Genomic DNA, 18,543 nt, shown 5'->3' with positions numbered 1-18,543 from the left:
ATGACCAAGGACAGTGAATACCCGCAGGACGACAAGACCGTCCTCGTCGACCGCCACGAGCCCCACGCCGACAGCGGCCCGCTGACGGACTCCGCCGCGCCGCCGCGTATCGAGCAACTGGAGCAGCGGATGATCTATGCCGCGCGCCTGCAACCGGCCCAGGCCTTCAACGTCAGCCTCAACGCCCTGGTGGCTGCGGCGTCCGAGCTGCTTTCGGAAGTGGTGCGGCTCAAGCACAGCGTGGTGCGCGAAGACCTGGGCGAGCTCAACCAGCAACTGAGCGCCGCCATCCGGCGGTTCGAGGCCCGGGCGCTGCACGACGGCGCCGAGCCCGGCCAGGTGCGCAGCGCCCGCTATGTGCTGTGCACGGTGGCGGACGAGGCGGTGGTGAGCACCCCCTGGGGCAATGAAAGCCAATGGTCGCAGATGAGCCTGCTGAGCAGCTTTCACAACGAGACGTTCGGCGGCGAAAAGGTCTTCCAGCTGCTGGAGCAACTGACCCGCAACCCGTTGCGCCACCTGCCGATGCTGGAGCTCATCTACCTGTGCCTGTCCCTGGGGTTCGAGGGCAAGTACCGGGTCGCGCCCCGCGGCATGCTGGAGCTGGAAGGCATCCGCGATGCCCTGTACCGGCAGATCCGCCAGTTGCGCGGCGACGTGCCCCGGGAGCTGTCGCCCCAGTGGCAGGGCTTTGGCGATCAGCGCCGGGACCTGGTGCGGATCGTGCCCTGGTGGACGGTGGCGTTGTTCACCCTGGTGAGCCTGGCGGTGATGTATTCGGGGTTTGCCTGGGTTCTGGCGCAGCAGCGCGAGAGCGTGCTGCAACCTTATCGTCAGCTTGATTCGGCGGCGTCCGTGAGTGCGCCGCAAGACGGGAAACTGTGATGAAGACTCTGTTGAAGAAAGTCGGCCTGTTCCTTGCCAGGACCTGGGTCTGGACCCTGCTGCTGTTGCTGTTGACGGCGTTGCTGGTGTGGTTCGTCGGGCCCTTGCTGGCGGTGGATGACTATCGGTTCTGGGCCAGCACCACCGCGCGGCTGTTGACCATCAGCGGCTTGTGCCTGATCTGGGGCTTGAGCATGGTGTTTGTCAGTTGGCGCGCCGGGGTGCGCAAGAGCGCCCTGGAGGACAGCGAGGAAGGCCGGCAAAGCCTGGAGCGCGAACAACGCATGGATGACGAGGAGAAAGAGCTGCGCAGTCGCTTCAAGGAAGCGCTGCGCACCCTCAAGACCTCCAGCCTGTATCGCGGCCGCGGCGAGCGCTGGCGCCAGGACCTGCCCTGGTACCTGCTGCTCGGGCCCCAGGGCGGTGGCAAGACCAGCCTGCTGGATTTTTCCGGGCTGGAATTTCCCCTCAATCGCATCGACCGCAAGCTGACCCGCGACACCCAGGGCAGCGTCCACTGCGACTGGTACTTCGCTGAACACGGGGTGCTGATCGATACGGCCGGGCGTTACCTGACCCATCCCGATCCCGAGGCCGACAGCCACGCCTGGAGCACCTTGCTCGGCCTGCTGCGCAGCCGTCGGCGCAATCGCCCGCTCAATGGCGTGCTCCTGGCGCTGCCGGTGGAAGTCTTGCAGGGCGGCGACGAGCAGGCCCTGGAGCTGTTGGCGCGCCAGGTGCGCAGTCGCCTGCAGGACGTGCGGCAAAAACTGCATGTGGACGTGCCGGTGTACCTGGTGCTGAGCAAGGCCGACCAACTGCTGGGGTTCGACGAGTTCTTCGATCAGCTGAGCCGCGAAGAGAGCGAGCAGGTGCTGGGTGTCAGCTTCCGGCGCGAGCAGGACGGCACCGATGTGGCGGTGCTGCGCGACGAGTTCGAAGACCTGCTGCGGCGCCTCAACAGCCAGATGATCATGCGCATGCACCAGGAGCGCGATACCCAGCGTCGCGGGCGGATACTCGATTTTCCCCACCAGCTGGGACTGATCGGCGAGCGCCTGTGCCTGTTCGTCGACATGGCCTTCACCGGTAACCGCTACCAGCGCGCCAGCCTGTTGCGCGGCTTCTACCTCACCAGCGCGCCGCACCTGAGCCAGTCACTGGACCCCGACACGGCCGGGATCGGCGCCAACCTGGGCCTGCAGAGCAGCCTGCTGCCGAACCTGCACAGCGGGCGGGCGCGATTCATTCATCACCTGCTCAGCCAGGTGATTTTTCCCGAAGCCGAACTGGCGGGCCTGGAGAAGGGCGAGCGCCGGCGCATCGACTGGGGCCAGCGCGCCCTCTATCTGGGGGCGCTGGGTTCCCTGGGGCTGTTCGGGCTGGTATGGGCCAGTGGTTTTTCCGCCAACCATGCGCGCCTGGAGCAATTGCGCGAGCTGGCCCGGGAGTGGACCCAGCAACGCGCCACCCTGAGTGACCGGAGCGACGCCATGGCGGCGCTCAAGACCCTGGACCTGAGCGACCAGGCGACCCGGGTGTTCCCGCCCAAGGGCGAGGTGTCGCTGCATGAGCGCGCCGGCCTGTACCAGGGTGAGGCCAGCAACCCGGTGCTGCGCGCAACCTATGAGCGCGAGCTGCAAGCCCAGTTGCTGCCACGGGTGGCGCAGATGCTCGAAGGGCAGATCCGCAGCAACCTCAAGGACCGCGAGCGCCTGCTCAACAGCCTGCGCGCCTACCTGATGCTCAACCTCAAGGAGCGTCGCGACCCCAGCTGGCTGCGCGACTGGGTGGCGGCCGACTGGTCGCGGCGCTACCCCGGCAACAGCCCGGTGCAGAACGGCCTCAACCGCCACTTCGAGCGCCTGTTGCAGCAACCCTTCAGCTACCCGCTCAATGAGCCGCTGGTGGCCCAGGCGCGTCAGGTGCTGCGCAGCGAGTCGCTGGCCGACGTGATCTACCGGGTGCTGCGCGAGCAGGCTCGCACGCTGCCGGACTATCGCCTGAGCCAGCACCTGGGGCCCCAGGGCCACCTGCTGCTGGGCGCTGATTATGTGATCCCGGGCTTCTACACCCAGCAGGGCTACCAGCAGTATTTCTCGGTCCAGGGCGCCAGCCTGGTGAGCGACATCCTCCAGGACAACTGGGTGCTGGGGGAGGGCAGCGACATCAGCGGCATGGACCTGCGCCAATTGATGGTCAAGCTGGAGCAGCTGTACTTTCGCGACTACGCCAACCACTGGGGCGAGGCCGTGGGCCGGGTGGCCTTGCAGCCGATCAACGATGCCGGCGAAGGGGCCGAGCAAGTGGCCGGCCTGACCTCGGCCAACTCGCCGATCCTGCAACTGCTGGTGGAAGTGCGCGAGAACACCCGTTTCCCGGTGCTGGTCGAGCCCGGCGATGAGCTGAGCGAGGCCGCTGACAAGCTGGCCGGTGGCGGCGCCCTGGGCAAGGTCGCGGCGGCGGCCGCGGGCAAGGCCAAGGACGGGTTGCTGAAAAAACTCCCGGACACCGCGCGCAAATCCCTGCAAAGCCGCTTCGAGCCGCTGCACCGCTTGCTCGACGACAACAACGGCCCCACTGCGGACCTGGCCCCGGCCCTGCAGGCGCTCAACGAACTGCAGTTGCAACTGGCGTTTCTGGCCCGCTCCGGCAACCCCGAGCAGGCGGCCTTTGAAATGGCCAAGACCCGCATGAGCGGCCAGCGCGATGCCCTGAGCACCCTGCGCACCAGTTCCGGACGCCTGCCGCGACCGGTCAGCGCCTGGTTCAACCTGCTGGCCGAGGACACCTGGCGCCTGGTGCTCAACGACGCCTACCAGTACCTCAACCAGCGTTATCAGGGCGAGCTCTACGGCTTCTACGGCAAGGCCATCCACAAGCGCTACCCGTTCGATGCCCACAGCAGCAGCGAGGTGGCGATCGGTGACTTCCGCGAGTTCTTCAAGGCCCAGGGCCTGGCCGAGCGCTTCTTCGACACCTACCTGCGGCCCTTCGTGGTGGGCGATCCGGGCAATTACCGGCTGCGCAACGTCGACGGCTACAGCCTGCCGGTGTCCCGGGTCTACCTGGACCAGATGGCCGCGGCTCAGGTCATCCGCCAGAGCTTCTTCGCCGAGAACCCCGCCGAGCCCCAGGTGCAGTTCCGCCTGGAACCCTACACCCTGGACCCCAGCGTCAGCCGCGCCGAGTTTCGCTTTGGCAACCAGCAGTTCGAGTACCGCCACGGTCCGATCGTGCCCATGGCCTTCAAATGGCCCACCGATGCGGAAAACGGCCGCACCAGCCTGGTCCTGGAAAAACTCGCCGGGCGGCCCATCGGCATCGAGAAGAACAGCGGGCCCTGGTCACTGTTCCGCCTGTTCGACCTGATGCAGAACGAATACCTGAGCGGACGCGACGTGATGGTGATCAAGGCCGACCTGGGCGGACTGCGGGCCAACTACCTGCTGCACAGCCAGCGCACCCCCAACCCCTTCGACATGGGCGTGCTGCGTAGCTTCCGCCTGCCGGTGCAGCTCTGATGAGCGCTGCCGGGAGCTGGCGCAGCGCGGCCCGTACCGACCCGGGCAAGGTGCGCCGGCGCAACGAGGACGCCTTCCTCGACTGCCCGGAGCGCGGGCTGTGGGTGGTGGCCGACGGCATGGGCGGGCACCAGGGCGGCGACATCGCCAGCCGGTTGATCGTCAGCAGCCTCGCCGAGCTGCCGGCCGAGGAGGGCTTCGAGGCCCGCCTGGCCAGCGTGCGCCAGTGCCTGCACTGGCTCAACCGGCGCCTGGGCCAGGAGCTGACGGTCACCGCCGGACGGCGCGACAGCATCATGGGCAGCACCGTGGTCGCGCTGTTGCTGCAGGGCGATCGCGCCGCCTGCATCTGGGCCGGAGACAGCCGCTGCTACCTGTGGCGCGAGCAGCGCCTGTACCAGCTGTCGCGGGATCATTCGCTGATGCAGAAGCTCATCGACGAGCAGCAGATGAGTGTCGAACAGGCCCGCTCGCACCCGGCCGCCAACGCCTTGACCCGGGCGGTGGGCGCCAGCGAGCGCCTGAGCCTGGAAGTGCTGGAACTGCAGGTCTATCCCGGCGACGTGTTCCTGCTGTGCAGCGACGGCCTGTACCAGGAGTTGACTCGCAACGCCTTGTGCCGGGCCTTGAGCCTGGCGGCGCCGCAGGTGGCCTTGCAGCGTCTGTTCGAGGACGCCCTGGACGGCGAGGCGCGGGACAACCTGACCGCCGTGGTGGTGCGCCAATGAGCCTGCCGCTGTTGCACCCGCATTCACCCTCGCCGGCGCCGGGCGAACTGACCCGGGTGGTCGCGGCTGCGGCAACGCAGCCGCGGCCGGTCAAGGGCCGTGGCAAAGGCTCCAAGGGGCGCGGCAAGGCCCGGGGTGGCGGCAAGCGGCGCTTGCCGACAGGGCCGCCGCTCAAGGTGCTCGATCCCCTGGGCGGGCTGCCCCAGGTGCTGGCCGGCCGTTACCGCCTGGAGCGCTTGCTCGGTGCCGGCGGCATGGGCGTGGTGTACCGCGCCCGGGACCTGCTGCATGAACAGTTCGGCGACCCCGAACCCTATGTGGCCGTGAAGCTGCTCAGCGAAGCCTTCGCCGACGCGCCGGATGCCAGCGCCTTGCTCTACAGCGAATTCGCCCTGACCCGGCGCCTGCACCATCGGCACATCGTGCGCATGCACAGCTTCGACGTGGACACCGGGCACGCCTGCGCCTTCATCACCATGGAACAGCTGCGCGGCATGCCCCTGGACCAACTGCTCTGCCAGTGGCCCCTGGGCTTGCCCTGGGCGCAGGCGCGGGAGGTGATTCTGGCCTTGCTGGATGCCCTCGCTTACTGCCATGGCCTCGGGGTGCTGCACGGCGACCTCAAGCCCGGCAACCTGATGCTCGGCGACGACGGCCTGCGCCTGTTCGACTTCGGCCTGAGCCGCGCCGCCCAGGGCCTGTTGCCGGGCCTGCCAGGGCTCAACCGCCAGCGTTTCGACGCCTGGACCCCCAGCTACGCCGCGCCGGAGCTGCTGCAAGGCGCGGCCCTGTCGACGGCGGCCGATCTGTTCGCCGTGGCCTGCGTGATCCATGAACTGGTCAGCGGCAAGCACCCTTATCGCCGCCTGCCCTCGACCCAGGCCCGGGACCAGCAACTGGACCTGCAACTGCAACGCCCGCGCCAGTTGCCGGAGTACTGCTGGCCGGCGCTGCGCACGGCCCTGGCGCTGAATGCCGCGGAGCGAGCCATCGGCGTCGAGGAACTGCGGCATGCCTTTGCCCCCAGGGGCGGCTGGCTGGGCGGCTGGTTGCAGCGGCGTGAACCATGAACAGCGAACAAGGAGCAGCACATGTTCAACTCGGCCAGTGAGACCCACTTCAGCCTGAGCGTCGAAGACTTTGCCAATGACTTGCAGGTGCTGGGATTCAAGGGCACCGAAGGCATCAGCCAACCCTTTCGCTTCGACCTGCAACTGGTCAGCGACAACCCGGCCCTGGACCTGGAAGGGCTGCTGCACAAACAGGCCTTTCTCGCCTTCGACCCCCAGGGCCATGGCATTCATGGCCAGATCCAGCGCGTGGCCCAGGGTGATTCCGGGCAGCGCCTGACCCATTACCAACTGTCCCTGGTGCCGCGCCTGGATTACCTGCGCCATCGCACCAACCAGCGGATCTTCCAGCAACGATCGGCGCCGACCATCATCGCCGCGATTCTCGAAGAGCACGGCATCCTCGCCGATGCCTATCGGTTCCAGATCGAGCATCCGTGTCCGGCACGCGACTACTGCGTGCAGTACGACGAGAGCGACCTGCACTTCATCCAGCGCCTGTGCGAAGAAGAGGGCCTGCATTACCACTTCCAGCACAGTCGTGGCGGCCACCTGCTGGTGTTTGGCGACAATCAGACCGCGTTCCCCACGCTCGGCCGCCCCACCGCCTATGTGCGCGGCAGCGGGCTGGTGGCCGACGAGCCGGTGATCAAGGGCCTGGAAGTGCGTCTGGAGTCGCGCACCAGTCGCACCAGCCGCCGCGATTACGACTTCGAGAAACCGCGCCTGCAGTTGGAGGCCGCCTACCGGCCTGAGGCCGCAAGCCCGGAACCGGACCTGGAGGACTATGACTACCCCGGACGCTTCACTGACCGTGAGCGTGGCAAGTTGCTCAGCCAGCGCGCCCTGGAACGCCACCGCGCCGACTATCGGCAGGCCGAGGGCTGGGGCGATGAACCACGGCTGGTCAGCGGGCATTTTCTGCAATTGTCCGAGCACCCGCGCAGGCAATGGAACGACCTCTGGCTGCTGACCCAGGTGACCCACGAAGGCAAGCAGCCCCAGGTGCTGGAAGAGTCCATCACCAGCGATACCCGGGCCGAGGACGGCTTCCAGCAGGGCTACCGCAACCGCTTTCTGGCCACCCCCTGGGACGTGTTCTACCGCGCGCCGCTCAAGCACCCCAAGCCCCAGGTACTGGGCAGCCAGACCGCGGTGGTTACAGGCCCGGCAGGAGAGGAAATCCACACCGATCCATACGGCCGGGTCAAGGTGCAGTTCCACTGGGACCGCGAAGGCCAGGGCGACGACAAGAGCAGTTGCTGGCTGCGGGTGGCCTCCGGCTGGGCCGGCGACCGCTACGGCGCCCTGGTCATCCCGCGCATCGGCATGGAAGTGCTGGTGAGCTTTCTCGAAGGCGACCCCGACCAGCCCCTGGTCAGCGGCTGCCTGTACCACAAGGAACACGAAGTGCCCTACGCGCTGCCAGCGCACAAGACCCGCAGCGTATTCAAGAGCCTGAGCTCGCCGGGCGGCGGCGGTTTCAACGAACTGCGCATCGAAGACAAGAAGGGCGCCGAGCAGATCTTCGTCCACGCCCAGCGCGACTGGGACCAGAACATCCAGCACGACCAGAAGCTCCGCATCGGTCACGAGCGCCACGACACGGTCGAGCACAACGTCTACAGCGAATTCAAGGCCGAGGAACACCGCACCACCCACGGCGCGCGCAAGACCGAACTCCGCGCCGACGACCACCTCACCGTGGCCGACACCCAGCACATCAAGCTCGGCGTGGCGCAACTGACCCAGGCCGGGCAGGAAATCCACCTCAAGGCCGGGGACAAGATCGTCATCGAGGCGGCCCTGGAAATGACCCTCAAGGCCGGCGGCAGCTTTATCAAGCTCGACCCCGGCGGCGTGACGATCGTCGGGCCGCTGGTGAAACAGAACGCCGGCGGCGCCCCGGGCAGTGGCAGCGGGATCGCCATCAAACCGCCGTTGCAGCCGGGGGCGGCGGATCGGGATGTACCGGGAGCCTTGCCCCAGGTCGCCGCGCCCAACCCGCCGCCGGTGTGCAAAGAGTGCCTGGCCCGGGCCAAGGCCAACAACCAAGCGCTGGAAGCACGCTAGAGGAGCCCGCCATGTATACGAGCAACCCGCAGTGGCACGAGCTGCTGTGGCAACAGGTACAGCGGCTGGAGCACGAGCACCTCGACCTGCTGATCGACGCCACCGGCCTCGACTACCCGCTGCTGCAAGAACTGGCGACCCTGGCCGACGGCCCGCCACTGGCCAAGCTGTTCGACAGCACCCCGGAAGCCGCCATCGCCGATGCCGGGCCATTGCTGCTGCGGCTGAAGCTGCGTCATCAAACCTGGCTGAAGGCCTTTTTCAGCGCGGTCGACTGCACCCAGCACGTACTGGCGCTGCTCAGCCCCTGGCCCTTCGAGGCCCTGGCCGCTCACCTCAGCCGCTGCACCCAGGCGCAGTGGAACCAGGGCCGCGAACAAGGGGTGCTGCGCTACTACGACCCGCGCCTGTTCCTGCCGGTGAGCGAAGCCCTGACCCCGGCCCAGGGCCGCGTCCTGCATGGCCCGGTGATCGCCTGGCACTGGCTCGACCGCGACCACCGGGCACAGCAGCTGCTGGGGCACTACTCCCGACACAGCGACGCCCCAACAGCGGAAGGCTTCCTGTTCGACCCCGCGCAGGTCGCCAGCCTGAAGGCCTGGGCCGACGCCGACTGGCACCGCCGCGAGCACAGCGCCACCCCGCAGCACTACGGCCTGAGCCGCGAGGAAGGCCTGATGCGCCACCTGTTCCACAGCCAGATGGCGGCCTGCCAGCAAGGGCTGCAAGAACCCGGGGAACGACAGGCGTTTATTCGCCAGTGGCTGTTGGATAACTCGCCGTTCGTGGTGGATGAGTAGGGGAGGGGGATGCCATGAAGTGGATGTGCAAAACGCGGAGCTGGAAGACCGCAGTGTCATTGACCGGGTGGTTGAGTGCCGTGTTGCTGATCACAGCCTGTCGGAGCCAGTCCCCGATGCTGAGCGCCCCGGTGACGGGGTACAACCATACTTCGGCGGCGATCAATCGGTTTTCGGTTAATGGGGCGGGAGGGCCGAACTTGGGGCCGCATCAGGGCGGGGGGAGTGAAGTTTGTTGTGGTGTTGTTCCTCGTTATTGGGTTCCAGGATTAAGAGCTGTTGTTGAGTGGGAAAAAGATCCGGATCCTTACTCTTCAAGCAAGTGGGAGGAACGACCTTACTCAGATGCTTGGACTAAACGTATGAAGGCGCAAAAACAAGAGTACTCACGTCACAAAGCTATTGTTGAAATTCCACAGTACGAGAGTCCCGGTGACTTGAAAGTTCATTTTTTACCTTGCGATCAGGTTCGTGTTACTGCTGCTGGAACGTCTCCAGGCTACCCTGGTTATCCTTACAACTATCCAATGGAAATGGAGGAGCCTGAAGTATGTTAGGGCTAATTATGGAAAAATTTTTTGTGAGCGGTCTATTTGGTGTCTTGAGTGTTGCTCGCGGATGCTTGTTGGTCGCCGGTCTGTTGATTGCAAGCGCTTGTCAGTCTGAGTCGAAGATGTTGTCGGCGCCGGTGACGGGGTATAACCATACTTCGGCAGCGATCAATCGGTTTTCGGTGAATGGGGCTGGTGGAGGGAACGTTGGTCCACATCAAGGAGGAGGTAGCCAAGTTTGCTGTGGCGTTGTACCTCGTCATTGGGTTCCAGGATTAAGAGCTATTGTTGAATGGGAAAAAGACCCTGATCCAGACGGGTATATTAAACGGGGTAAATATGGTCAGCTTGATGTTGAGGACTATAAACGTCATGCCGCCAACTACTCCAGACACAAAATGACTGTAGAAATTCCTCGATACTCTGTGGCTGGAACATTGAAGGTTCATTTTTTGCCGTGTAATCAAGTACGTGTTTCTGCAGACAATATCAAGGTGATGGATCCACGTTATCCCTACAGCTATCCAATGAAAATGGAGGAGCCAGAAGTATGTTAGGGCTAATTATGGAGAAGTTTTTTGCGAGCGGTTTATTTGGTGTCTTAAGTGTTGCTCGTGGATGCTTGTTGGTCGCCGGTCTGTTGGCTGCAAGCGCTTGTCAGTCTGAGTCTAAGATGCTAGGGGCGTCGGTGACGGGCTATAACCATACGTCGGCTGCGATCAATCGTTTCTCTGTTAATGGGGCGGGAGGGCCGAACTTGGGGGCATATCAAGGTGGTGGTAGTAAAGTTTGCTGTGGTGTCATTCCTCGTCATTGGGTTCCAGGGTTGAGAGCTGTTGTTGAATGGGAGAAAGATCCTGATCCATATTCTTATGGGAAATGGCCAGAGCGACCATATTCTGAAGCTTGGAATAAGCGAATGGAAAGGGAGAAACAGCAGTATTCGCGTCACAAAGTGACTGTGGAGATTCCCCGGTACTCCATCGCTGGATCTTTGAAAGTTCACTTCCTGCCTTGTGATCAGGTGCGTGTTTCTGCAGATAATATCAAGCCTGGTGATCCACGTTATCCCTACAATTATCCGATGAGGATGGAGGAGCCGAAGGTATGTCCGAAATAATAAAGAAAAATTTAAAAAATCGTAAGGTTGATACGCCAATTGCTCCAGCTTTCCCCTTGGATAGATGTTTGCCTACAATTCCAAAGCAACTTTCTAGAAGTATTAAGCTTCAAAGGCGTGACGAAGTTGAGTTTGGTGAGCAGCAGCGTAAAGTTGTCCAGGCTAGAGGTGATGCATACAGTGGAGTGCCTTGTTGTAAGACTTTGCATATTACATTGGTGTTTGATGGGACAAACAATAATGATGAGGCCGACAGTGCTTCGAACCCATCGTCATGTAGCAATATGGCTCGGCTTTATCATGCGAGTATAGGGGCGGATGATATTGCTCGGGAGAATGGCTATTTCAGGTATTACAGTCCAGGTGTGGGTACGGTTTTTCCTGATATTAAGGAAATGGTACCCAGTAATTGGGGGCTGATAGCTGCCAGTGGTGGTGAAAACCGAATCAACTGGGGCCTGACTCAAATGCTTGATGCATTAAAGGATGCTATCCCGACGCAAGATCCTCTTTCGGAGAAAGAGACTCAAGCATTAGTAGAGAATATGGCTACTTGTTGGTACGGCAACGTAACAACTTTAGGTCTATTGGAAAATGGCGAAAAGAAACGTGAAGCCGCCATGCGTCCCTATATAGATGACCTGGAAAAGGTGCTACAGCAGCGACGAGATACAGGCGAGAAACCCCATATCTTGGCCATGCGCCTATATGTCTATGGCTTCTCCAGAGGCGCTGCACAAGCCCGAACCTTTGCCAATTGGCTGCAAACCCTGACCCGTTGCCAAGGCAGCGATGGCGCAGTGGAGTATCGTTTTGCCGGGCTGCCGATCTCCATTGAGTTCCTTGGTATCTGCGACACGGTGGCGGCGGTGGGTATCGCCGACAGTTTTCCCTTTACCGCCGGGCATATGGATTGGGCGGACGGCACCATGCGTTTGCCTGATGAAGAGTCTGCAACTTGCATGGACACCTCCATTCCTGAGGACTGCCACTTTCTCAAGCGTTGCGTGCACTTGGTATCAGCCCATGAGCAGCGTGCCAGCTTCCCATTGGACTCGATCCGTCGTCGACCGAAAAACGCCAGTGGCCAGCGCGATACGACTCAGCCCTCCAGTTACCGTAGTGGCACCGTCGAATATCTTTACCCCGGCGTGCACTCGGATGTAGGCGGGGGTTATGCCCCTGGGGATCAGGGTAAGGCGCTTGCTGGTACCGAGCATTTGTTATCGCAGATTCCGCTGCAGCATCTTTACGCAGAGGCGTTTAAAGCGGGTGCTCCTTTACAAGTTCCAGAATTTGCATGGCGTGAGGGCATGCATGAAGAGTGGCGGAAGATGAGTAAAGACACCTTTGCTGAATTCAACGTCTCCGACCAACTCATCAAACGCTTCAACGCCTGGCAAGCCGACGCCGCTCAACACACCGGCACCCTGGAAGACATGATCGAGTGGCAACAGGCGCTGATCACCGGTTGGCGCATCGACCGTTATGCCGGAGGGGTGGAAAGGCAGCCGTTCTATCAGAATGCTCCGCCGGATATGCCCAAGGCCGAGGTCGAGGCCTGGAAGGCGATCCAGGCGCGCAATGATGCCGAGACCGAGGCCGCCGCCAAAGGCAAACCGGTACCGACTTACACCGAGGCACAGGAGAAGGAGTACCAGCGCCATGTGCAGATCGTCGGTGGTGAGGAAAAGGCCAACGGCATGCGCAGGGAAAAGGTCTTCGACCCGCCCTTGGATCACCGGCAACTCAAAGGCGCCGCCGACGAGTTTCGTCATGACTACAAGCAAGAGTGGGGTCTACTCCCCGACAGCATGGAGATCGGCGGCGTTCTGGATTTGCTGCTGGGCGGTACGGTGTTCCTGGTCAACGAGGAAGACGAGGCCAAGGAGTATGCCTACCTGCACGATAAAGGCACCGAGCTTTACCGGGAGTTGTTCAGTGCACCCAACACGCCCAAATCGGGCAAGGAAGACCTGGTGGCGCTGTTCGACGAGCAGATCCACGACTCCCGCGCCTGGTTCATGAACACCTCCTGGCTGGGCCCTCGCGAGCCGTTCACTGATTACTTCCGCATTCGCCTGGTGCATTTTGACAACGAGTCGAACAAGGAGCTGTCGCTGCTGGCCACCGCCGGCCGGGTGGTGGGGGTGGGGCTGGCGCTGGCCAGTGTCGGTTTGAGCATCAAGAAGAAGGATCCGCGCATGTTGCTCGGCCTGTTCCTGCCGTCTTTGGCGCGGCCGGTGCTGGCGGGCAAGGTCGGGGTGCCGGGTTCGCCGCAAGTCAGCGCTTTCGACCCGCTGACCGGTCTGGCCTTGCCGATGCTGAGCAATCTGGATGGGCTGCGGGCCTTCACTCAATCCCCGGGGGATGTGGTCGCCCTGGTCGCGGCGATGCCGCCTCCGCCACCCTTGAACGCCAGCACCGCCACCACTCCGGAGTTGCAGAAAATCCTCGTGGCCCACCAAGCGCTGGAAGCCGCACAGGCGGCGCAGGACAAGGAGGACGCCCGCCTTGCCGGGCTATTGGCGAGCGCCAACGATCAGGGCCAGCCGGCTGGCTGGCAAGACCTGCTGGCCGAGCAGGTGGGCAATCTGAAATCGTCCGGGAAGCAGGTATAGCGATGGATAACCTGAAGGGGCGGCACTCCCGGGGCCGCCCTTTGAGGGAGGAATCAGGCGCGTGCCTTACTGGGGGTTGGCCTCGGGCAACAGTGCCTGGGACAGATCATCCACCACTGCCTTGCCCATTTCGCACAGATAGTAGGCCGGCCAGGCGTAGCGCTCGCCCTGGGGTTCCATGGCCGCGTCCAGCATGAGTTTCTTGGCGTAATAGAACAGGTTGGAGGCATGTTCCAGGGCTTCGCCCACGGGAATGTCCGGGTTGACTTTGAACAGGCTTTGGTCTTTGTCGCCGCAGGGGGCGAAGGTGACGATGCCGAGGGTTTTGACGGAGGCGGTCATTGGGCACCTCCGGCGGTTTGTGTGAGGCAGATTTCGAATGGATTTCTGATGCACATGGCAGTAACTCCGTTTACTCGATTGAGCTGCCGGTTTCGTTTCCAGTCGAAAGGGTGGCAGCTGTGCGCGGGCTGGAAAACCGGAGTAAACGGAACCCGGCAGACCCGAGGGTCTCCCGCGCACAGCCGCCATAGCACGAGAATGCCGGGCACAAAAAAAGCGCCGGCATTCGTGATAGGTGGCGCTGCTGCGCCGTTTACTTCATCGGGTTTCCAGGCCCGGCCGCTGATTGTGCAGCGGCGGGCGAAGGATAGCGGGCAGGGTGATCCGCTGCAACGGCGTTGGCGCGCTATTGTATGACGCCTTGTGTGTGCAGGCGTTTACCGCCGACGCGGGTGCTGGCTCTTCAACCAATTTCCATCGAACCCTGTCCTGGCACTCAAGCGCTCAAGGCCGCGCCCCCACCCCATACGCATCCCACAACTTATTGCGGAACTTGTTCTGCGGATCGACCCGGGCCTTCAGCGCGAGAAATTCCCCCGCCCGGGGATAGGCCGCGTGAAACTGCTGCGCCGTGGCGTGGATCTGGTACGGCAGGTAGTAGCTGCCGCCGTGCTGGATGGCGCTGTCCACCAGGGCGCGGGTCCATTCGCCGACTTTCTCCCGTTCCTCTGGCGCGGTGCTCTGCTGGTAGTACAGCACCAGGGCGAAGACTTCGGTCTTGGCCCAGGCCAGCAGGGTGCCGGGGTCGGCCTTGGCGTGGCGGATCGACAGGTTGATCACGTTGACGTTATGCGCCCTTAAGGTCGCGCCCATCTCCTGGATGAAGCTTTCCAGCTGGTCGGGGGGCACGAAGTATTCCTGCAGCACGTAGGTGCGCTGGGCCCGGGACTCGGGCTCCAGTTCGCGCACGTCGAGGCTGGCTTCGTGGTTGCGCCAGGACACTTGCGGTTTTTTCAGCACCAGGGGGTCGATCACTTCCTGGCGCAGGGTCTTGCCGCCGGGCCACTGGCTCACCACTTTCAGGGCCTTCTGTTCTTTCCAGTAGTTCTGGTCCAGGGGCGTGAGGCGCTCCTTGACCGTGACCGGCAGCTCGGTCTGGCTGTAGGACACCGCGCGCAGGGTCTGGTACTGGTCGGGGTAGAGCACGGCGTTGTGCAGGATGACCTTGGGGTTGTTGTGGATCCGGGCCTGGAAGTAGGGGCGGTAGTCGCCGAGGGGCATTTCGTCGACGCTGTGCAGCAGGCGCACGTTATCGCTCAGTTGCAGGGTGGCCTGGACGATCACCCCCAAGCCGCCGTAGCCGCCGATGGCGCCGTAGAACAGCTCGCGGTTGTGCTGCGGGCTGGCCTCCACCACTTGGCCGTCGGCCAGCACCAGCTTGATGGCTTTCACCGAGCTCACCAGCGGGCCGTAGCCGATGTAGCGGCCGTGGGCGTTGACGCTCAGGGCGCCGCCGACGGTGAAGTTGGCGTAGCTCTGCATGATGCTCACGGACAGGTCGTGGGGGTCGATGTAGTCCTGCACGGCGCGCCAGGTGATGCCCGGCTGCACGGTGATTTCCTTGCGCTCTTTGGAGAAGTCGAGCACTTGGTTGAAGCCGCGCATGTCGATCTGCAGGGCGTGCTCGGTGGCGGTCTGGCCGCCCATGCTGTAGCGCCCGCCGCCTATGGCGATGGGCCCGGGGTGTTCGGCCACTTGCTGGACGATCTGCTCCAGGGTGGTGGGGCGCACCACCCGATCGACCACGATGGGGTTGAGCTGGGTGATGTCGTTGACGGTTTCTGCGGCGTGGGTGGTGAGTGCGTTGCTGAGTGCCGCGCATAAAAACAGGCCGATCGCGAATCTCATTCGCCGTGTCCATCCCTGGTGGTGGTGCGCCGCCGAAGGGGCGCAAATGGCGGCAGAATACTGCCACGGCGGGCCCATGACCATGGGCGAACGCACCGGGGGGAGGGCGGCATCGACCCCTGGGTCGATGCCGGGCGCGGCTTACAGCGTCGGCAGGCCGAGGGTCGCGGCGCACTGCTCCAGGGAGCGCTGCTGGGTCTGGGCGTACAGCTGCAGCTCGTCGAGGGTGGCCCGACCCAGGGCGTTTTCGAAGGCCTGGCGGTTGGAGTGTTCGGCGTAGTGGCTCTGGCTGTCGTCACCCAGGTTGGACTGGAAGATCCCGGCGGCGCTCACCGGCAGGAAATCCTCATAGACCAGGGGCTCGAAGCCCAGGTGTCCGGCTGCCAAGAGGGCCGGCAGGGTGGTGGGGCGCTGGGGCTCGGTGCGGGCCGCGAGCCCGGCTTCGCTGACGAAGTAGCGAAAGTACGCCAGGCCCTGTTCACGCATGGCCGAGTGGCTGTCGGGAAATTCCCCGAAGTGCTCTTGCATCAGTTGGTTGTAGCGCTGGGCGTTGGCCTCGTTGGGGAAGTCGCCGAGGGCGTCGCGGGCGGCGTTCAGCAGGCGGTCGTAGAGTTCGCGGCCCTTGGGGGTCAGCGCCGCGCCGCGCTGTTCGATTTCGCCAAAACGCGCGCTGTGGCTGCCCTGGCTGTCGGCCTGGTCGGTGAAGGCCACGGATTCCTCCAGGGCCTTGAAGCTGGTCTGGCGCAGCAGGATCGGGCAGTCGCGGCGCGGCGGGCCTTCGATCACCGCCTTGGGGGTGATGCCGCGCGCGGGCATCAGCCGTTGCACTGCATCGATGTCCAGGGTGCGCGGGGTCAGGTGGTTGATGTGCGGGCCCTTGAACGCCACCACGTCGGCGATCAGCCGGTGCTGGGCGCTGAGGCTGGCGTACTGGGCGGCGGTCACCGTGGCGTGGTGGTGCCAGCGGAAGGTTTCCAGGGCTTCCTGGATAAAGCGCTGGGCGTCGTCTTCATCCAGCCCGCCCTCGGCCTGGGCCTGTTCAATCAGTTCCAGCACCTTGGGGGTGAAGATCTGGCGCTGGGCCAGCACCTGTTGGGCAAAGCCTCGCAGTTCGGGGTTGTCGATCAGTTCCAGGCGCAGCAGCGAGGTGAAGACCCGGAACGGGCTGACCTGCAGGGCCTGTTCATGCACCGCGCGAAAGGCCGTGGAATGCACCGGCACCCCGGCCGGGGTCAGGTCGTAGTAGCCCACCGGCTGCATGCCCATCACCGCGAACAGCCGGGCCAGGGTCGCCAGCTCGGCGGCGGTGCCGACGCGGATCGCGCCGTGGCGCTCCAGGTCCAGGCGCTGCAGTTCGCCGCTGCGCTGCAGGTGTTGGGCGAGCGCCGGTTGCTGCTCCAGGACCTGGGCATTGACCTGGGCCACCAGGGCCATCAGGGCGCCGTAGAGGGGCACCTCCTCGCGGTACATATCCGACATCGCCCGGGAAAATCCCTGGCGGATCAGGTCAGGACTGACGAAGCGCTGGTTGCTCATGGACAGGGTTCCCGTGGCAGTGGATATCGAAGCGAGAGAGGTACGGATCGGCCCCGATTCTGCTGGCCGGTGCCGGGGCTGACAAACGAAGTTTCCTCTGAACTTCATTCTGCAAATGAATGCATGGGGCCGGCGGGCAGATTCCCGCTCAGCGGCCCCGTCTTGAGCGGGCAGGCTGTGTACACTGATGGCGTTTTGCATCCGCGTGGCTAGACTTGCAACGGTTCAAGCTCACCTATCGCTCGCTGCATCTTTCCCATCGCTGGACGGAGGCAACTTGGCCCCTGCGCAGTACACCAGAGGCAAGGGACTGTCATTGGCCAGGAGGCTGTATAAATCGCGGATTCTGGGCCTTGGCCTGGGCTTGCTGTGCGTGGCCGCGGGGATGTGGCCGCTGCAACCGGCGCCCTGGGTCTGGGGACTGATGCTGGGCAACGCCCTGGTCTGGCCGCACCTGGCCTATCAGTGGGCGCGTTGGTCGCGGGTGCCGTTTCGCGCCGAGTACCGCAACCTGCTGGTGGACTCCTTGCTCGGCGGGTTCTGGGTCGCGGCCATGCACTTCAATCCGCTGCCGCTGGCCACCACCCTGGGGATGATGGCGATGAACAACATCGCCCTGGGCGGGGTGCGCTTCTTTCTCGCCGGCAGCCTGGCCCAGGCCCTGGGCATCGGCCTGGGCCTTTGGCTGTTCGGCTCGTCGTTCATCGCCCAGACCACGCCGTTGCAGCTGTACGCCTGTCTGCCGATGCTGACCCTGTACCCCATGACCCTGGGCTACATCTGCTACCGGCAGGCGGCCACCCTGGGCCGGCACAAGCGCGAGCTGCTGGCCCTGAGTCGCACCGACAGCCTGACCGGGCTGCTCAATCACGGGGCCTGGAAGGACCAGCTGGAGATCGAGTTCCAGCGCTGCAAGCGCCAGGGCCGAGGCGGCGCCATCGCCCTGATCGACATCGATCACTTCAAGGCCATCAACGACACCTATGGCCATGTCGCCGGGGATGGGGTGCTGCGCCAGTTGAGCAAGATCCTCAGGCAGAACCTGCGGGCCAGCGATCAGGCCGGGCGTTATGGCGGCGATGAGTTCTGCGTGATTCTGCCGGACGTGCCCCTGGAGCAGGCCGCCGAGCGGATGGAAGCCTTGCGCGGGCGTTTTGCGAGCCTGGGGGATGAACAGAGCCCGACCTTGCAGGTCAGCCTGAGCATTGGCCTGGCGGCCTTCAGTCCCGAGCATGGCGAAGCCATGGACTGGCTCAACGATGCCGATCAGGCCTTGTACGTGGCCAAGAGCGGCGGTCGCAACAACGTCAACTGCCATCGGCCGGAGCAGCCATCGCGCAGGGTGTTGAATCCTCTGTAGTACCTGCCTCTTGTCGGGCTTGCCCGCGAATGCGTCGGGTGGCGCGTCGCGGGGTTGGCGGTGCTCGCTTCGCCGGCAAGCCGGC

General features: G+C 63.8%; 14 protein-coding genes. 11 read left to right on the top strand and 3 right to left on the bottom strand.

Features of this window, described 5'->3' with window-relative positions; all coding sequences use genetic code 11:
* Genes icmH through GGI48_RS03760 form a run of 10 tightly spaced genes read left to right on the top strand, consistent with a single transcriptional unit; the run spans position 1 to position 13,372 of the window.
* On the top strand, positions 1 to 885 hold the full coding sequence (gene icmH / locus GGI48_RS03805; protein WP_016964838.1) for a type IVB secretion system protein IcmH/DotU: 885 nt from the start codon (positions 1 to 3) through the stop codon (positions 883 to 885).
* Positions 885 to 4,409, top strand: a complete 3,525-nt coding sequence (gene tssM, locus GGI48_RS03800) for a type VI secretion system membrane subunit TssM (RefSeq protein ID WP_179597062.1) — start codon at positions 885 to 887, stop codon at positions 4,407 to 4,409. Before icmH ends, tssM begins: the two co-directional genes overlap by 1 nt.
* The gene (locus GGI48_RS03795; protein WP_016964180.1) at positions 4,409 to 5,137 is read left to right on the top strand and encodes a PP2C family protein-serine/threonine phosphatase; all 729 of its coding nucleotides are present in this window, start codon (positions 4,409 to 4,411) and stop codon (positions 5,135 to 5,137) included. The genes tssM and GGI48_RS03795 overlap by 1 nt, the downstream gene beginning before the upstream one ends.
* Positions 5,134 to 6,207 carry a serine/threonine-protein kinase gene (locus GGI48_RS03790; RefSeq protein ID WP_179597059.1) on the top strand — a complete coding sequence of 358 codons (1,074 nt, stop codon included), beginning with the start codon at positions 5,134 to 5,136 and terminating at the stop codon, positions 6,205 to 6,207. The genes GGI48_RS03795 and GGI48_RS03790 overlap by 4 nt, the downstream gene beginning before the upstream one ends.
* A gap of 21 nt (positions 6,208 to 6,228) precedes the next feature.
* Positions 6,229 to 8,280, top strand: a complete 2,052-nt coding sequence (tssI, locus tag GGI48_RS03785; protein ID WP_179597057.1) for a type VI secretion system tip protein TssI/VgrG — start codon at positions 6,229 to 6,231, stop codon at positions 8,278 to 8,280.
* An 11-nt stretch (positions 8,281 to 8,291) separates the two neighbouring features.
* Positions 8,292 to 9,080 (top strand): DUF4123 domain-containing protein, encoded by a 789-nt coding sequence (locus GGI48_RS03780; protein ID WP_179597056.1) that lies wholly within the window; start codon positions 8,292 to 8,294, stop codon positions 9,078 to 9,080.
* A gap of 14 nt (positions 9,081 to 9,094) precedes the next feature.
* Positions 9,095 to 9,637, top strand: coding sequence for a DUF3304 domain-containing protein (locus GGI48_RS03775; RefSeq protein WP_409565342.1), 543 nt, complete (start codon positions 9,095 to 9,097; stop codon positions 9,635 to 9,637).
* 8 nt (positions 9,638 to 9,645) lie between these two features.
* Positions 9,646 to 10,188: a DUF3304 domain-containing protein gene (locus GGI48_RS03770; protein WP_179601912.1), complete on the top strand. Its 543-nt coding sequence runs from the start codon at positions 9,646 to 9,648 to the stop codon at positions 10,186 to 10,188.
* Positions 10,182 to 10,751: a DUF3304 domain-containing protein gene (locus GGI48_RS03765; RefSeq protein WP_409565341.1), complete on the top strand. Its 570-nt coding sequence runs from the start codon at positions 10,182 to 10,184 to the stop codon at positions 10,749 to 10,751. The genes GGI48_RS03770 and GGI48_RS03765 overlap by 7 nt, the downstream gene beginning before the upstream one ends.
* The gene (locus tag GGI48_RS03760) at positions 10,739 to 13,372 is read left to right on the top strand and encodes a T6SS phospholipase effector Tle1-like catalytic domain-containing protein (protein WP_179597054.1); all 2,634 of its coding nucleotides are present in this window, start codon (positions 10,739 to 10,741) and stop codon (positions 13,370 to 13,372) included. Before GGI48_RS03765 ends, GGI48_RS03760 begins: the two co-directional genes overlap by 13 nt.
* A gap of 66 nt (positions 13,373 to 13,438) precedes the next feature.
* Here the strand turns inward: GGI48_RS03760 and GGI48_RS03755 are convergent, their stop codons facing one another.
* The 3 genes from GGI48_RS03755 to GGI48_RS03745 all read right to left on the bottom strand — a co-directional run bounded on the left by GGI48_RS03755 (position 13,439) and on the right by GGI48_RS03745 (position 17,098).
* Complete coding sequence (locus tag GGI48_RS03755; protein WP_179597052.1) at positions 13,439 to 13,714, bottom strand: DUF3077 domain-containing protein; 276 nt, start codon at positions 13,712 to 13,714, stop codon at positions 13,439 to 13,441.
* 444 nt (positions 13,715 to 14,158) lie between these two features.
* A complete protein-coding gene (locus GGI48_RS03750; RefSeq protein ID WP_179597050.1) occupies positions 14,159 to 15,562 on the bottom strand; it encodes an FAD-binding oxidoreductase in 1,404 nt (467 codons plus the stop codon).
* A gap of 141 nt (positions 15,563 to 15,703) precedes the next feature.
* Complete coding sequence (locus GGI48_RS03745) at positions 15,704 to 17,098, bottom strand: VOC family protein (RefSeq protein WP_179597048.1); 1,395 nt, start codon at positions 17,096 to 17,098, stop codon at positions 15,704 to 15,706.
* 277 nt (positions 17,099 to 17,375) lie between these two features.
* Here GGI48_RS03745 and GGI48_RS03740 point away from each other — a divergent pair, with 277 nt between their 5' ends.
* Positions 17,376 to 18,458 carry a diguanylate cyclase gene (locus GGI48_RS03740; protein ID WP_260620615.1) on the top strand — a complete coding sequence of 361 codons (1,083 nt, stop codon included), beginning with the start codon at positions 17,376 to 17,378 and terminating at the stop codon, positions 18,456 to 18,458.
* The last annotated feature ends 85 nt before the right edge of the window (positions 18,459 to 18,543 follow it).

Source organism: Pseudomonas protegens, from assembly GCF_013407925.2.
In the GTDB taxonomy this organism is placed as follows: domain Bacteria; phylum Pseudomonadota; class Gammaproteobacteria; order Pseudomonadales; family Pseudomonadaceae; genus Aquipseudomonas; species Aquipseudomonas fluorescens_AP.
Note: the sequence above shows the minus strand (reverse complement) of the source record. Positions and strands in the feature narration are given on the sequence as shown.

What these genes read in the sequence shown, in the direction of transcription:
- GGI48_RS03780 (WP_179597056.1), top strand. Translation starts at nt 8,292, where the DNA reads ATGTATACGAGCAACCCGCAGTGGCACGAGCTGCTGTGGCAACAGGTA.
- GGI48_RS03770 (WP_179601912.1), top strand. Translation starts at nt 9,646, where the DNA reads ATGGAAAAATTTTTTGTGAGCGGTCTATTTGGTGTCTTGAGTGTTGCT.
- icmH (WP_016964838.1), top strand. Translation starts at nt 1, where the DNA reads ATGACCAAGGACAGTGAATACCCGCAGGACGACAAGACCGTCCTCGTC.
- GGI48_RS03790 (WP_179597059.1), top strand. Translation starts at nt 5,134, where the DNA reads ATGAGCCTGCCGCTGTTGCACCCGCATTCACCCTCGCCGGCGCCGGGC.
- GGI48_RS03755 (WP_179597052.1), bottom strand. Translation starts at nt 13,714, where the DNA reads ATGACCGCCTCCGTCAAAACCCTCGGCATCGTCACCTTCGCCCCCTGC.
- GGI48_RS03775 (WP_409565342.1), top strand. Translation starts at nt 9,095, where the DNA reads ATGAAGTGGATGTGCAAAACGCGGAGCTGGAAGACCGCAGTGTCATTG.
- GGI48_RS03760 (WP_179597054.1), top strand. Translation starts at nt 10,739, where the DNA reads ATGTCCGAAATAATAAAGAAAAATTTAAAAAATCGTAAGGTTGATACG.
- tssI (WP_179597057.1), top strand. Translation starts at nt 6,229, where the DNA reads ATGTTCAACTCGGCCAGTGAGACCCACTTCAGCCTGAGCGTCGAAGAC.
- tssM (WP_179597062.1), top strand. Translation starts at nt 885, where the DNA reads ATGAAGACTCTGTTGAAGAAAGTCGGCCTGTTCCTTGCCAGGACCTGG.
- GGI48_RS03795 (WP_016964180.1), top strand. Translation starts at nt 4,409, where the DNA reads ATGAGCGCTGCCGGGAGCTGGCGCAGCGCGGCCCGTACCGACCCGGGC.
- GGI48_RS03750 (WP_179597050.1), bottom strand. Translation starts at nt 15,562, where the DNA reads ATGAGATTCGCGATCGGCCTGTTTTTATGCGCGGCACTCAGCAACGCA.
- GGI48_RS03765 (WP_409565341.1), top strand. Translation starts at nt 10,182, where the DNA reads ATGTTAGGGCTAATTATGGAGAAGTTTTTTGCGAGCGGTTTATTTGGT.
- GGI48_RS03745 (WP_179597048.1), bottom strand. Translation starts at nt 17,098, where the DNA reads ATGAGCAACCAGCGCTTCGTCAGTCCTGACCTGATCCGCCAGGGATTT.